The following is a 14,555-nucleotide window of genomic DNA, read 5'->3' as shown; positions in this document are numbered from 1 at the left end:
CGGCCCGGGCGAACAGTCTCGCATGATGCTTGGCGTTAGTCAGTGTCGACCAAGGTCGGAGCGTGGTGTGATGTCGCAGCTTGGGTTCAGGCGCCGAAGCCGCCGTCGATGGTCAGGCTGGCGCCGGTGATATAGCCGGCTTCAGGGCCAACCAGGTAAGCGACGAAACTGGCGATCTCTTCCACATGGCCGTAACGGCCCACGGCCATGAAGCCGATCAGACTCTCGGCGAAATCACCGCTTGCCGGGTTCATGTCGGTGTCCACCGGGCCTGGTTGCACGTTATTGATGGTGATGCCCCGTGGCCCCAGGTCGCGGGCCAGGCCTTTGGTCAGGCCGACCAGTGCCGATTTGCTCATGGCGTACGGGCCGCCACCGGCAAACGGCATGCGATCGGCGTTGGTGCTGCCGATGTTGATGATGCGGCCACCTTCGCCCATGTGTCGCGCGGCTTCCTGAGTAGCGACAAACACGCTGCGCACGTTGATGGCGAGGGTGCGGTCGAAGTCTTCCAGGCTGAAATCTTCCAGCGGACCGACGGCCAGCACGCCTGCGTTGTTCACCAGGATATCCAGGCGCCCGAAGGCCTCGACAGTGGCGTTGACGGCGCTGCGGATGGCGGCTGCGTCGGCGCTGTCAGCGTGGATCGCCAGGGCTTTGCCGCCTTCGCTGATCACGCTGTTCTGCAATGCTTCGGCCTTGGCAGCGGAGCTGACATAGGTGAAGGCGACAGCTGCGCCTTGGGCGGCCAGGCGCTTGACGATGGCGGCGCCGATACCGCGAGAACCGCCCTGGATCAAGGCGACTTTGCCGCTGAGGTTCTGTGTGGTCATGTCGATCTCCAAAAGGTGTGTTGAGGTTGGAGTCGAGTATCGACCTCGTATGGCGCCCTCGGTAGACCGTGATTGCTATAGTCTGTGTAAACCAAAAGTTTAGAGTGGGGCGATATGGAAAGCTTTGGCAGTATCGAATGCTTCGTGCGCAGCGCCGAGGGTGGCAGCTTTGCCGAAGCCGCCCGGCACCTGAGCCTGACACCGGCGGCCGTGGGTAAAAGCGTGGCCAAGCTGGAAGGACGCCTGGGTGTGCGGCTGTTTCAGCGCAGCACCCGGCGCCTGACCCTGACTGAAGCCGGCAAGCTATTCCTGGAAGAAGTCAGCGGCAGCCTCACCACTATTCAAAATGCCGTGGCCAACCTGGCCAGCGCCGAAGGGCGGCCGGTGGGAACGCTGAAAGTGAGCATGGGCACCGTGTTCGGCACCCGCTACGTGGTGCCGTTGCTGAGTGAGTTTTTGCAGCGTTTTCCGGATATCAGCCCCGACTGGCATTTCGACAATCGCCAGGTGGACCTGATCGGCCAAGGCTTTGATGTCGCGATTGGCGGTGGTTTTGAGCTGCCCCAAGGCGTGGTCGCACGCAAGTTGGCACCGGCGCACCGGATTCTGCTGGCCTCACCGGACTACCTTGCCAAGCGCAAGCCTGTGCTCGCGCCCGAGGACCTGGGTCTCTGTAACGGCATCCTGATCCGCTCACCGCAAACCGGACGCGTGCGCTCCTGGCAACTCACCCATCGCAACCGCGAACAGCGCCCGCTGGTGCTCAAGCCGCGCATGACCATGAGCGACTCCGGCGCCGCCTGCTGCGCCAGCGCCCAAGGCCTGGGGATTGCGCTGGTCAGCATGCCGATGGCGGTGCCGTTCCTCGACAGTGGCCAGTTGGTGCGAGTGCTGCCCGACTGGTACGTCGATGACGGCAACATCTCGCTGTACTACGCCGAACACAAGCTGCTGCCCGGCAAGACCCGGGCGTTTGTGGATTTCATTCTGGAGCAGTTTGTCGAACGCGAGTTGGGGCGTCGGTTCAGTGCCATTTGATCCTTGTGGGGATCAAAGTGTGGGAGCTTCAGTGTCCGAACTTTCCGGGCCAGCCAATCACTTTCTTCGGCCTCGGCGTCGCATACGTGCGGATCTTCGAGGTCGACAGCCCCAACCGCACCAGCCCTTCAGCAATGGCGACCGCTGCGGTCACGCCGTCCACCACCGGCACGCCCGTGCGGTGGCGAATCTGCTCGTCCAGCCCGGCCATGCCGCCGCATCCCAGGCAGATCACTTCGGCCTTGTCTTCGCTGATCGCCAGTTCAGCCTGGCGCACGATGGCCTCCATGGCCCGCAGCGGGTCTTCTTCCAGCTCCAGCACTGCCATGCCGCTGGCCCGCACCGACGCGCAACGCTGATACAAACCCGCCAGTTTTAACCGGTCTTCGATCAGCGGCACCGTGCGGTCCAGGGTGGTCACCACCGAGTAGGCATGCCCGAGGAACATCGCAGTGCTGGCCGCCGCTTCGGTGATGTCCACCACGGGCACGTTGAGCAACTCCTGCAAACCTTCGCGGCCGTGCTCGCCGTAACCTGCCTGGATCACCGCATCGAACGGCTGGTCGTAGGCCATGACCCGGTCCATTACCGCAATGGCCGCCAGGTAGCTTTCGAAATTGCCTTCTACCGATTCGGCACCGAAAAACGGGGTCAGCCCGACGATCTCGGTACCCGGGGACGCCACCGCCCGTGCCTGTTTGGCGATGGCCTCGGTGATGGATTCAGTGGTGTTGACGTTGACCACAAGGATGCGCATGGAATGTCCTTACTTAATGACTGACGTTATCGACTGCAATGCTTTCGCCGCTTACATCGGCGTAGTACGGCTGGCGCTTGGCGAGCAGCAGGTACAGCAGCCCTGCAATACCGGCGCCAATCAGCCAGGAGAACGGCGAGACAACGGCGAAACCCGGCAGCAGGGCGAGGAGAATGGCGATCACTGCCGCAGGAATAAACGCCGCAACGGCGCGCAGGTTGACGCCACGGCTGTAGTAATAAACCCCCATCGGGTCTTCGCTATACAGTTGCGGCACGTCCACCTGATTTTTGCGGATCAACCAGTAGTCGACCATGATCACCCCGTACAACGGCCCCAAAAGAGCGCCGAGCCCCGAGAGGAAATACACGATCACCAGCGGGCTGTTGTAGAGGTTCCACGGCAGAATCAGCACTGCCACGGTGGCGCTGATCAGCCCGGCGCGTCGGAAGTTCAGGTACTTGGGCGCCAGGTTGCTCAGCACGAAGGCGGGTGCGACGAAGTTGGCCATGATGTTCACCGCCACGGTCACAATCAGGAACGCCAGGCAGCCCAGCACCAGGAAGAACGTATTTGGAATCGCCGCAATGATTTCGGTGGGGCTCTCGATCACCCGGCCATTGAGGTGGAACTGCCCGCCGCACAGCAACACGGTGATGGCGGCGAACACCAGGATATTCACCGGCAAGCCCCAGAAGTTGCCGACCTTGATGGTCTTGCGGCAGGGCGAAGAGCGGGCAAAGTCACAGAAATTCAGGATCAGCGTGCCGTATATCGCCAGCCACAGCGCGCCGCCGGCGAAGATATTGCGCCACATCTCGCCACCGGTGAGTGGCTCGCGGATCGACCAGGCGATCTGGCCGCCGGCCTGGAAATACATCCAGCCGGCGAGTGATGCCACCGTCAGCAAAATCACCGGCCCGGCGAAGGCTTCATAGCGGCGCACCATCTCCATGCCATAGGCGAGGATGGCGAGCTGCACAAACCAGATCGCCACAAAACACGCCCAGCCGAGGCTCGACAGGCCGAGGATAGAATCGTGGTCGTAGTCGGCAAAACCTGGATGAACCGCCGTCAGCAGCACGCGGAAAACCACCGAGGCCAGGTAGGTCTGAATCCCGAACCAGGCAATCGCGATCACCGCGCGAATCAGCGCTGGAATCTGCGCGCCATGGATACCGAAACTGATGCGGCTGATCACCGGAAACGGCACGCCGGTCTTCTGGCCCATGTAGCCGGACAGGTTCATGAAGAAGTACACCAGCGCCGCGCCGATCCCCAGGGACAGCAGAATCTGCCAGCCGCCCAGGCCCAACGCATATAGGCCGATGGCGAAGGAATAGTTGGCGATGTTGTGCACATCGTTAGTCCACAGGGCAAAGATGCTGTAGCGGCCCCAGCGCCGGCCTTCGGCCTTGGTGGGTGCAAGATCCTTGTTGTGCAGGCGCGGGCTGAGTACCAGCGGGCCGGGGCTCGTGGCCTCGGGGTTCAGGGCGGAGGAGGGCAGATCCAGTGCGATGTTATTGGAGAGACTTGTACGCATTCCGGCAGGCTCCTGGACACCAGCAGGAGAGCGGCTGATGTCAAAGTGTATGTATCTTTTTTATTGATTGTATACAAAGTGTGTTTTGCCTTAAGCCACATGCGTGCCAGATTTTTGCCGGGAAAATTATCAGTTGATTTGGTTTTTAGAGTGATTGGAAATAAATAGCTGAATTTAAAGCGATATAAATTGACCATTTGAACAGCTATTTATTTTGTAGCGCAGACAGGGGCGGGGATTTAAGAAGAGGTGTGACGCGGGAGGATGTAACTTTTCGGTGCAGGATTTTATAAGTGCACACAAAAATGGCACCGATGGTGACATTTCTGTGTACAGGATTTTGGCTCAGGTGTTACGCCTTGCTGATGATGTTCCCGGCGTGCAACCCGCATTCTTTCTGGGTTGCTTCTTCCCACCACCAACGGCCTTCGCGTTCGTGCTGGTTCGGCAGTACCGGGCGCGTGCACGGCTCACAGCCGATGCTGATAAAACCGCGCTCGTGCAGGCTGTTGTACGGCAGCTCCAGCATGCGGATGTAACCCCAGACTTCCTCACTGGTCATCTGCGCCAGCGGGTTGAACTTGTACAGGGTGCGTTCCGGGGTGGAGAAAGCCGTATCGATTTCCAGCGCGGCCACCTGGCTACGGGTGCCCGGGCTCTGGTCACGGCGCTGGCCGGTGGCCCAGGCGCTTACGCCGGAAAGCTTGCGGCGCAGCGGTTCGATCTTGCGCACGCCGCAGCACTCGCCATGGCCGTCCTTGTAGAAGCTGAACAGGCCCTTTTCCTTGACGAAGGGTTCCAGCTTGCTCTGGTCCGGCGAGATCAGCTCGATGTCGATCTTGTAGAACTCGCGCACCTGCTCGATAAACCGGTAGGTCTCCGGGTGCAGGCGGCCGGTGTCGAGGCTGAACACCTTGACGTTTTTGTTCAGCTTCCAGGCCATGTCTACCAGCACCACGTCCTCGGCACCGCTGAAAGAGATCCACAGGTCGTCGCCAAACTGGCTGAAAGCCAGCTTGAGAATATCCTGGGCGGATTTGTTGGCATAAGTCGCGGCGAGTTCAGCGACGTCGAAGGCTTGGTTCATCAGGACGGTTCCTACAGGTCAATGGCGCTGAGCGCTCTATAGGAGGGCGATGGTAACAAAATCCCGCCTGCGTTGCGGCGGCTGGCGTGAATCGCTAGAGTTCGGCAGTCCTTTTGCTCGCTCAACTCAATAACTTTAAATGGGAGTGTCTTGTGGAAATTGCCTGTCTCGACCTGGAAGGCGTGCTGGTCCCGGAAATCTGGATCGCCTTCGCCGAAAAAACCGGTATTGAATCCTTGCGGGCCACCACCCGGGACATTCCCGACTACGACGTGCTGATGAAACAGCGCCTGCGCATTCTTGATGAACACGGGCTGAAGCTCTCGGACATCCAGGAAGTGATCGCCACCCTCGAACCCCTCGACGGCGCCATCGAGTTCGTCAACTGGCTGCGCGAGCGCTTCCAGGTGGTGATCCTGTCGGACACGTTCTATGAGTTCTCCCAGCCGCTGATGCGTCAACTGGGCTTCCCGACCTTGCTCTGCCATCGGTTGATCACCGACGAGAACGACCGGGTGGTGAGCTACCAACTGCGCCAGAAAGATCCCAAGCGTCAGTCGGTGCTGGCCTTCAAGACCTTGTACTACCGAGTGATTGCCGCCGGCGATTCCTACAACGACACCACCATGCTCGGTGAGGCGGATCGCGGGATTCTGTTCCACGCACCGGAAAACGTGATCCGCGAGTTCCCGCAGTTCCCGGCTGTGCATACGTTTGAGGACTTGAAGAAAGAGTTCATCAAGGCGTCGAATCGTTCGTTGAGCCTCTAATCAAGTGATCGACTAAACGCCTGCAAGCAAACTCTCATAAGGAATGCGCAAGCCTTCATGCAGGCGTTTGATCATCGACAAGCTCAGCTTACGCTTGTGGTTCAGCACTTCAGAAACTCGCCCGCTCGGACCTATGAAAGGCTCCAGGTCTCGGGCCGTCAGACCTAGTTGCTCCATTCGAAATTTAATCGCTTCTATGGGATCCGAAGACGGCATCGGGTAATGCTCTGCTTCGTACTTTTCGATAAGTATTGCGAGAATTTCCAGCTCGTCACCCTCAGGCGAACCGATTTCCGCTTCCCAAAGCTGCTCGACGCGCGCGAGCGCAGCGGTCAGGTCTTCCTGGGAATGAATAGGTTTGATGTTCATCACACGGTCTCCGCATTGATCTGATCGTACTGCGCGTGGGTCCCCACGAAGCGTATGAACGCAAGCTGTCGCTGATAGTTGATCGCCATGATCACTCGATATTTGTTGCCGCCTATGTTGAACACAACCCTGCCCGCTTTGAGAATGCTCGCCGTTCTTAGCTCCGCTTTGAGGGCTTGTGGCGTTGGGTAAGTGGCTTTTTCCATATGGCGATACAGCTCGACCAGCGGCGTTTTGGCATCCCTATAGCCGGGCTGGCTTTCCCAGAATATTCGCAAGGCAGACAGCGCGATTATCCGCATCGCTGCAACCTCCCAATTTGGGAGATGATAGGTGTGGTTAAGGGGAGATGCAATCTCGGAAATCTTTTCTGACGAGTAGGCAGTCGTTTCATGTGATCCTTCACAGACGGCTGGTGGACGTTCGAGGCCAGACGCTATCGTCCGACTTCAACTCCGTCCACTTCGGTACTGATTCAGGTTTTTTCTGCTGCCTTGCTATACGTCCAAGGCTGGGAAGGGTGGGCGCTACAGGCTTTCCAGCGTTTGTAACAACACTCGCACCTTGGTCATCGACTCCTGGTACTCCGCCTGCCACTCCGAGTCCGCGACAATCCCGCCGCCACCCCAGCAACATACCTGCCCATCCTTGACCAACAGGCTGCGAATGGCGATGGAGCTGTCCATCTCGCCGCGTACGTCCAGGTACAACAAGGAGCCGCAATACAACCCGCGCCGGGTCGGCTCCAGCTCGTCGATGATCTGCATCGCGCGGATCTTCGGGGCGCCGGTGATGGAGCCGCCGGGGAAGCTGCCGGCGATCAGGTCGAGGGCGTCTTTGTCGTCCGCCAGCTCACCGGTGACGCTGCTCACCAGGTGATGCACATTCGGATAGCTTTCGAGGCTGAACAGCTCCGGCACTTTCACCGTGCCGGTACGGCAGGTGCGGCCCAGGTCGTTGCGCAGCAGGTCGACGATCATCAGGTTCTCGGCCCGATCCTTGGGGCTGGCCAGCAATTCAGCGGCGTTGGCCGCATCTTCCACAGGCGTTGTACCCCGTGGCCGAGTGCCCTTGATCGGGCGGGTTTCCACCTGGCGCTGGCTGATTTTGACGAAGCGCTCCGGAGACAAACTCAATACCGCGCCATCATCCGGCAAGCTTTGGAACCCGGAAAACGGTGTTGGGCAGGCTGCGCGCAGGGCGCAATAGGCCACCCACGGGTCGCCGACGCATGGGGCGCGGAAGCGTTGGGCAAAGTTGACCTGGTAGCAGTCACCCGCCTGGATGTAGTCCTGGATACGGGCGAGTGCGTGTTTGTAGGTGTCGGCTGTCACGTCCGGGGCCATCGGGCCTTGCAGCTTGAAGGTGGCCGATGCGCTGATGGCCGGCTGACCGAACAAGGTAATCAGGCGTTGCCGTTCGCTTTCCGCCAGTTTGGGATGGAACACCAGTTGGCTGGTCTGCGCCTGGTGATCGCTGATCAAGGCCCAGGCGTAAAGGCCAAACCGCGCATCGGGCAGGTGCAGGTCGTCTAAGGCCAGGTGCGGCAGTTGTTCAAGATGGCGACCGAAGTCGTAGCTCAGGTAACCGATCAGGCCACCGGCAAACGGCAGTTCGTAGGGCGCAGGAATTGTGGCCTCACCCAACAACGTCAGGTTTTCCCGCAAGCGTTGCAGGAAATCGCCGCCGCTTTCGTCCGGCAGTACCGTCAGTGTCGTCTCGGGCCAGGCGCTCAGCAGGTCATACCGACCACGCTCGGCAGCGGGTCGGCCGCTGTCCAGCAGCACTGCGCCGGGAGCATGGCGGATCGCTGCAAAGTATTCGGCAGGGTTCGCCCGATAGGGCAGCGGGTGTACGGAACAGGTCACTGGGTTTATCCCTCGACCGCCGGAATATGCCCAAACATCTCCTGCACAAACTTCACCCGCTCTTCCGGCGTTTCCGTCACGCCCGCCGCCTTCAGCTCTTCCAGTCGAGCCTCCACCGCATGGGTGCGCAAGGTCAGGCCGCAGTCGTTGGCGATCTGGATGTTCAGCCCCGGGCGAGCGTTAAGCTCCAGGATCAGCGGGCCCTTCTCCTGATCCAGCACCATGTCCACGCCGATGTAACCCAAACCGCACAGCTCGTAGCAGCCGGCGGCGAGCTTCATGAAACCGTCCCAGTTGGGCAGCTGCACGCCATCCACCGCGTTGGTGGTGTCGGGGTGCTTGGTAATGATGTTGTTCAGCCAGGTGCCGCGCAGGGTCAGGCCGGTGGCCAGGTCGACACCGACGCCAATCGCGCCCTGGTGCAGGTTGGCCTTGCCGCCGGACTGGCGGGTGGGCAAGCGCAGCATGGCCATCACCGGGTAGCCCATCAGCACAATGATGCGGATGTCCGGTACGCCTTCGTAGCTGATGCTTTTGAAAATCTGGTCGGGCACCACCCGGTATTCGATCAGCGCCCGGTCACGGTGGCCGCCGAGGGAATACAGGCCGGTGAGGATGCTGGAAATCTGATGCTCGATCTCTTCATGGCTGATGATCTTGCCGGAGACCGTGCGATAGCGCCCTTCGAAACGGTCGGCGATCACCAGGATGCCGTCACCGCCGGCGCCCTGGGCCGGCTTGATCACGAAGTCGCTGCGCCCGCCGATGATCTCGTCGAGCTTGTCGATTTCCTTCTCGGTGGAAATGACCCCGTACATCTCCGGCACGTGGATGCCGGCGGCCATGGCCCGTTCCTTGGTGATGATCTTGTCATCCACGATCGGGTACAGGCTGCGCTTGTTGTACTTGAGCACGTAGTCGGCATTACGCCGGTTGATGCCCATGATCCCCCGCGCTTCCAGGGCCTTCCAGGTTTTCCAGAAGCCGAACATTACGAGTCAGCCTTGAGGAAGGCCTTGAAACGTACCAGTTCGGTGAGGCGGTAACCGCGATAACGACCCATGGCCAGCATGAAGCCCACCAGGATCAACAGGATCGCAGGGAAGGTGAACACGAAGTAGATCAGCTCCGGCACGCTCATGATGATGTGGGCCAGGGACGCGGCGAACAGCGTGCCGATCGCGACTTTCATCGCATGGCCGCCACCGCGCTCTTCCCAGGTGATCGACAGGCGTTCGATGGTCATGGTCAGGATCACCATCGGGAACAGCGCCACCGACAGCCCGCGCTCCAGTCCCAATTTGTGGCTGAACAGGCTGATGGCCGCGATCAGCACCACCACGAAGGTCAGCACCACCGAGAGCCTCGGCAACATCTGCAGCTTCAGGTGTTCCAGGTAAGACCTGAGGGACAGCCCCAGCGCCGTAATAATGGTGAACAACACAATCCCGAAGCCCAGTTGCGTCTCGCGGAACGCCAGGGCAATCAGCACCGGCGTAAACGTGCCGAGGGTCTGCAGGCCGATCAGGTTGCGCAGGATCAGGATCACCAGCACGCCAATCGGGATCATCACCATGATCATGAAGGTCTGCTGGGTTTGCAGCGGCAGGCCGTACAGCGAGTATTCGAGGAAGTTGGCGTCGGTGTTTTCGTCCGTCAGCTTGGCCAGGCGAATCGCGTTCATTTCGCTGTTGTTGAGGCTGAAGGTCACCATGGCCTTTTTGCCGCCATCGACGGTGATCAGGTTTTCATCGCCGGTCCACCACAGCAGGCGGTCAGCCGGCAGGCCTTGCTCGCCGGTGTCGGGGTTGAAGTACAGCCAGTCATTGCCGTTGAAGCTGCGCAGCCAGAGTTCCGGGGTTTGCGGCTGGTCGGCCACCAGGCGGATGGTGTGGACCTTTTCCACCGGCACGTGGGCGATAGACAGCAGCAACTCGACGATCTTGGCCTTGTGGGGCGTCGACGGGTCGCCCGCCAGCAGCAGCTTCACGTTGTCGTCGTTGAGGTTGTTGGTGCGCTTGATGGCTTCGCTGATAAAGGTCTCGACGTCGGCCGAGTGCTGGCGGATCGGCGCCAGCAGGGCTTCGGCGGCGATTTTTTCCGGGCCTTCGACGGCGATGCTGTCGCGGAAGGTCGGGCCCTTGACCTTGATCTTTTCACCGCTGTAACGCTTGGTCAGCACCAAGCGGTAATAGAGGGTCTGGTTGCCCTTGGCCCGGCGGGCCGACCAGGTGACCTTGCGGTTGCCGTCGAGGCGATTGACGCTCACGCCGTAGTTATTCGAGATAAAGCTTTCGTTCAGGCTGACGAAGTCGCGGCTCAGGGGCGGCACGAACATCTGGATTTTCACCGGGTCCTTGGCACTGGCGACGAACTCGACCTTGGCGTCGATGTTCCACAGGTCGTCGGTGGCGTCCTCGGTGACGGGAATCCCCAGCACGAAAATCTGATAGGCGGTGACCGAAATGCCCAATACCACCAAAACGGCGATCAGGATTTTCAGGTGCAGATTAAGAGAGCGCATTCAAATTACTCAGCGGTATGAGCGTCGGAGGCGCAGGCAGGTTTGCCCGCCGCGTATTTAAGACTGGGGTCGACCAGCGCATCAAAGCGTTTCAGCGCTTCGGAGCCGATCAGCAGCGGGTATTGGAAGGCGCTGCGGTCAGTCAAGTTCACTTCGATACTGCGTAAAGCGGTGCCCATGCAGATGTCCAGGGCAATCACTGGACGGGCGGTGTAGTTCTTGTCTTCATCGGGGTCGTAGTCACCGGCACGGCGCTTGATCTTGCTCACGCGGGCCAGGGGACGCTCGATGGGGTGGGAATGTGCGGTGTCGATGGCCAGGTAGAAGCGCACCCAGGATTCACCGTTGCGCTTGAAGCGTTTGATGTCGCGGGCGCTCAAGGAAGCGGTCTTAGCGCCGGTGTCGAGTTTGGCGGCTACTTCCAGGTCAATGCCGGCCAACTTGGCGTATTCATTGAGCCCATACACGGTCTTCTCGGCAGCAACGCCAAGGCCCGGTATGAACAGTAGAAGCAAAAGAGGGAAGGGCTTGAGTCTCATAAATCCTGACGCGGCGCCATGCGATGTTCAATTCAAGGCGACTGGCATTGCTGCGCAATCTCTGGTGCGCCTTTTCATCCATGGATGTCAGGCAAAAGTGGCCGGCATTCTAACATGAAGGTTTTCTTGCGCCAGCGCTGGCAGCCGGCCATGCCCTGATAGGGTGCAAGGGTGGTTATTAGACGATTGTCGACAATGTGTATTTATTCTTTGACTATCTGGGCCTGATTGGCTAGTTTTTGCGGCATTGCTTTTAAAGGTGTCGACAATATGCTGGATCAACTGGAAACCCCAGTGATAGCGTCAGACGATTCCCAGACCATGTCGGAGAACGTCTTTCGGCGTATCCAGGCCGCCATCGTCAAGGGCGAGATCGCCCCGGGCAGCAAGATCTCCGAGCCGGAACTGGCGCGCACCTATGGCATCAGCCGTGGCCCGCTGCGTGAGGCAATCCACCGTTTGGAAGGCCAGCGCCTGCTGGTGCGCATCCCCCATGTGGGCGCGCGAGTGGTGTCCTTGAGCCATGAAGAGCTGATCGAACTCTACGAAATCCGCGAATCCCTGGAAGGCATGGCCTGTCGCCTGGCTGCCGAGCGCATGACCGACGCCGAGATCGAAGAATTGCGCCAGGTGTTGCACACCCACGAGCGCGATGCGGCCTTCCAGGCAGGTGTCGGCTACTACCAGCAGGAAGGCGACTTCGATTTTCATTACCGGATAATTCAAGGCGCCGGTAACCGTACCCTGACCCAAATGCTGTGCGGCGAGCTGTATCAGTTGGTGCGCATGTACCGCATCCAGTTCTCCGCCACCCCCAATCGTCCACGCCAGGCCTTTGCCGAGCATCACCGCATTCTTGACGCGATTGCCGATCGCGACGGTGAACTGGCCGAGTTGTTGATGCGCCGTCATATCGGCGCCTCCAAACGCAACATTGCCCGTCACTTCCCGGACGGCGCTCCCCAATCACGAGGTGAGTCATGAGTTCCAATAACAACACTACTCCAGGCCAGCGTTTCCGTGACGCCGTCGCCAGCGAGCACCCATTGCAGGTGGTCGGCGCGATCAACGCCAACCACGCGCTGCTGGCCAAGCGTGCCGGGTTCAAGGCGATTTACCTGTCGGGTGGCGGGGTGGCTGCCGGCTCCCTGGGTGTGCCGGACCTGGGCATTACCGGCCTGGATGACGTGCTGACCGACGTGCGCCGCATCACCGACGTATGCGACCTGCCGCTGCTGGTGGACGTGGACACCGGTTTTGGCTCCTCGGCGTTCAACGTCGCGCGCACCGTGAAGTCGATGATCAAGTTCGGCGCGGCGGCGATCCATATCGAAGACCAGGTGGGCGCCAAGCGTTGCGGTCACCGTCCTAATAAAGAAATCGTGTCCCAGCAGGAAATGGTCGACCGCATCAAGGCCGCCGTGGATGCGCGCACCGACGACAGTTTCGTGATCATGGCCCGCACCGACGCACTGGCGGTGGAAGGTCTGGAGTCCGCCCTGGAACGTGCCGCCGCCTGCATCGAGGCCGGCGCCGACATGGTGTTCCCGGAGGCCATCACTGAGCTGGAGATGTACAAGCTGTTCGCCTCCCGCGTGAAAGCGCCGATCCTGGCCAACATCACCGAATTCGGCGCAACGCCTCTCTATACCGTCGATCAACTGAAATCTGCGGATGTTTCCATCGTGCTGTACCCGCTCTCGGCCTTCCGCGCGATGAACAAGGCGGCCGAGAACGTTTACACCGCGATCCGTCGCGACGGCACCCAGCAGAACGTGATCGACACCATGCAAACCCGCATGGAGCTTTACGATCGCATCGACTACCACACCTTCGAGCAGAAGCTCGACGCGCTGTTCGCCGCCAAAAAATAACGGACCCTGATACTTGTAGGAGCGAGCTTGCTCGCGAAGATCGTTAACGATAACGCGCTTAGCCTGAATGAACGCGGCGCCCTGAAGTTTTTCGCGAGCAAGCTCGCTCCTACAGGGGCAGCGTGAAGATTTAGCGATTCGTGGGGTGGTGTGAAGCTTCAGCGAGACGCTTCCCTAATAAATACAAAATTGGAGATAACCATGGCCGAAGCAAAAGTACTCAGTGGAGCCGGCCTGCGTGGCCAGGTTGCCGGGCAAACCGCACTGTCCACCGTGGGCCAGGCCGGTGCCGGCTTGACCTATCGCGGCTACGACGTGCGCGAACTCGCTGCCGACGCGCAGTTTGAAGAAGTTGCCTACCTGCTGCTCTACGGCGAACTGCCGACCAAAGCCGAACTGGCCGCCTACACCGCCAAGCTCGGCAAACTGCGTGACCTGCCCCAGGCGCTGAAAGAAGTGCTGGAACGCATCCCCGCCGACGCCCATCCGATGGACGTGATGCGCACCGGTTGCTCGTTCCTGGGCAATATCGAGCCGGAGAAAGACTTCTCCGTGCAGCGCGACGTGACCGACCGCCTGCTCGCCGCGTTCCCGGCGATCATGTGCTACTGGTACCGCTTCAGCCACGACGGCCAGCGCATCAATTGCGTGACCGACGAGCCGTCCATCGGCGGCCACTTCCTGCACCTGCTGCACGACAAAAAGCCCAGCGACTTGCACGTCAAAGTGATGAACGTGTCGTTGATCCTCTACGCAGAGCACGAATTCAACGCCTCGACGTTCACCGCCCGCGTGTGTGCGTCGACCCTGTCGGACCTGTATTCCTGCGTCACCGCCGCCATCGGCTCTCTGCGCGGCCCGCTGCACGGCGGCGCCAACGAAGCGGCGATGGAGATGATCGAGCGTTTCTCGTCCGCCCAGGAAGCGGTGGAAGGCACCCTCGGCATGCTGGCGCGCAAGGACAAGATCATGGGCTTTGGCCACGCGATCTATAAAGACAGCGACCCGCGTAACGAGGTGATCAAGGGCTGGTCGAAAAAACTCGCGGAGGAGGTGGGCGACACGGTGTTGTTCCCGGTTTCCGAAGCCATCGACAAGACCATGTGGGAGCAGAAGAAACTGTTCCCCAACGCCGATTTCTACCATGCCTCGGCGTACCACTTCATGGGCATCCCGACCAAACTGTTCACGCCGATTTTCGTCTGCTCGCGGCTTACAGGCTGGGCCGCGCATGTATTTGAACAGCGTGCCAACAACCGCATCATCCGTCCGAGCGCCGAGTACATCGGCGTTGAGCAGCGCAAGTTCGTGCCAATCGAACGTCGCTGAATGGAGAAACCGCTGATCTCGGGG

General features: G+C 60.1%; 15 protein-coding genes. 5 read left to right on the top strand and 10 right to left on the bottom strand.

The window, feature by feature from the left end:
* Positions 1–86 precede the first annotated feature (86 nt).
* A complete protein-coding gene (locus tag SNL23_RS09555; RefSeq protein ID WP_063032408.1) occupies positions 87–833 on the bottom strand; it encodes a 3-oxoacyl-ACP reductase family protein in 747 nt (248 codons plus the stop codon).
* Between the two features lie 114 nt (positions 834–947).
* Here SNL23_RS09555 and SNL23_RS09550 point away from each other — a divergent pair, with 114 nt between their 5' ends.
* Positions 948–1,871, top strand: coding sequence for a LysR family transcriptional regulator (locus SNL23_RS09550; protein ID WP_318302125.1), 924 nt, complete (start codon positions 948–950; stop codon positions 1,869–1,871).
* A 28-nt stretch (positions 1,872–1,899) separates the two neighbouring features.
* On the opposite strand, the gene SNL23_RS09545 is transcribed toward SNL23_RS09550, so the two are convergent.
* The 3 genes from SNL23_RS09545 to SNL23_RS09535 form a co-directional block, all read right to left on the bottom strand.
* Entirely contained in the window at positions 1,900–2,628 is a 729-nt protein-coding gene (locus SNL23_RS09545) for an aspartate/glutamate racemase family protein (RefSeq protein WP_167662669.1), read from the bottom strand.
* Between the two features lie 13 nt (positions 2,629–2,641).
* Positions 2,642–4,171, bottom strand: a complete 1,530-nt coding sequence (locus SNL23_RS09540) for an NCS1 family nucleobase:cation symporter-1 (protein WP_318302124.1) — start codon at positions 4,169–4,171, stop codon at positions 2,642–2,644.
* Positions 4,172–4,523: 352 nt separating this feature from the next.
* Positions 4,524–5,258 carry a phosphoadenylyl-sulfate reductase gene (locus tag SNL23_RS09535; RefSeq protein ID WP_003214958.1) on the bottom strand — a complete coding sequence of 245 codons (735 nt, stop codon included), beginning with the start codon at positions 5,256–5,258 and terminating at the stop codon, positions 4,524–4,526.
* A 152-nt stretch (positions 5,259–5,410) separates the two neighbouring features.
* Here SNL23_RS09535 and thrH point away from each other — a divergent pair, with 152 nt between their 5' ends.
* A complete protein-coding gene (gene thrH / locus SNL23_RS09530) occupies positions 5,411–6,028 on the top strand; it encodes a bifunctional phosphoserine phosphatase/homoserine phosphotransferase ThrH (RefSeq protein ID WP_167662667.1) in 618 nt (205 codons plus the stop codon).
* A 12-nt stretch (positions 6,029–6,040) separates the two neighbouring features.
* Here thrH and SNL23_RS09525 read toward each other — a convergent pair whose 3' ends face one another.
* The 6 genes from SNL23_RS09525 to rloA all read right to left on the bottom strand — a co-directional run bounded on the left by SNL23_RS09525 (position 6,041) and on the right by rloA (position 11,328).
* A complete protein-coding gene (locus SNL23_RS09525; protein WP_167662666.1) occupies positions 6,041–6,397 on the bottom strand; it encodes a helix-turn-helix domain-containing protein in 357 nt (118 codons plus the stop codon).
* The gene (locus SNL23_RS09520) at positions 6,397–6,699 is read right to left on the bottom strand and encodes a type II toxin-antitoxin system HigB family toxin (protein WP_167662665.1); all 303 of its coding nucleotides are present in this window, start codon (positions 6,697–6,699) and stop codon (positions 6,397–6,399) included. The genes SNL23_RS09525 and SNL23_RS09520 overlap by 1 nt, the downstream gene beginning before the upstream one ends.
* Before the next feature lie 225 nt (positions 6,700–6,924).
* Positions 6,925–8,265, bottom strand: coding sequence for an aminodeoxychorismate synthase component I (gene pabB, locus SNL23_RS09515; protein WP_318302123.1), 1,341 nt, complete (start codon positions 8,263–8,265; stop codon positions 6,925–6,927).
* Positions 8,266–8,270: 5 nt separating this feature from the next.
* Positions 8,271–9,257, bottom strand: a complete 987-nt coding sequence (locus SNL23_RS09510; RefSeq protein WP_003214969.1) for an alpha-L-glutamate ligase-like protein — start codon at positions 9,255–9,257, stop codon at positions 8,271–8,273.
* On the bottom strand, positions 9,257–10,789 hold the full coding sequence (gene rloB, locus SNL23_RS09505) for an osmotic stress tolerance membrane protein RloB (RefSeq protein ID WP_008432680.1): 1,533 nt from the start codon (positions 10,787–10,789) through the stop codon (positions 9,257–9,259). Before rloB ends, SNL23_RS09510 begins: the two co-directional genes overlap by 1 nt.
* A gap of 5 nt (positions 10,790–10,794) precedes the next feature.
* Positions 10,795–11,328, bottom strand: a complete 534-nt coding sequence (gene rloA, locus SNL23_RS09500) for a retropepsin-like aspartic peptidase RloA (RefSeq protein ID WP_023659091.1) — start codon at positions 11,326–11,328, stop codon at positions 10,795–10,797.
* Between the two features lie 270 nt (positions 11,329–11,598).
* On the opposite strand from rloA, the gene SNL23_RS09495 reads away from it, so the two are divergent.
* From SNL23_RS09495 to prpC, 3 genes are all read left to right on the top strand, one after another.
* On the top strand, positions 11,599–12,312 hold the full coding sequence (locus tag SNL23_RS09495; protein ID WP_026078184.1) for a GntR family transcriptional regulator: 714 nt from the start codon (positions 11,599–11,601) through the stop codon (positions 12,310–12,312).
* Positions 12,309–13,202: a methylisocitrate lyase gene (prpB, locus tag SNL23_RS09490; RefSeq protein WP_003214976.1), complete on the top strand. Its 894-nt coding sequence runs from the start codon at positions 12,309–12,311 to the stop codon at positions 13,200–13,202. The genes SNL23_RS09495 and prpB overlap by 4 nt, the downstream gene beginning before the upstream one ends.
* Before the next feature lie 201 nt (positions 13,203–13,403).
* The gene (gene prpC / locus SNL23_RS09485; RefSeq protein ID WP_093200487.1) at positions 13,404–14,531 is read left to right on the top strand and encodes a bifunctional 2-methylcitrate synthase/citrate synthase; all 1,128 of its coding nucleotides are present in this window, start codon (positions 13,404–13,406) and stop codon (positions 14,529–14,531) included.
* Positions 14,532–14,555 lie beyond the last annotated feature (24 nt).

The organism is Pseudomonas sp. SED1, assembly GCF_034044025.1.
In the GTDB taxonomy this organism is placed as follows: Bacteria; Pseudomonadota; Gammaproteobacteria; order Pseudomonadales; family Pseudomonadaceae; genus Aquipseudomonas.
The sequence above is the reverse complement of the archived record's forward strand: the minus strand, read 5'-3'. Positions and strand labels throughout refer to the sequence as shown.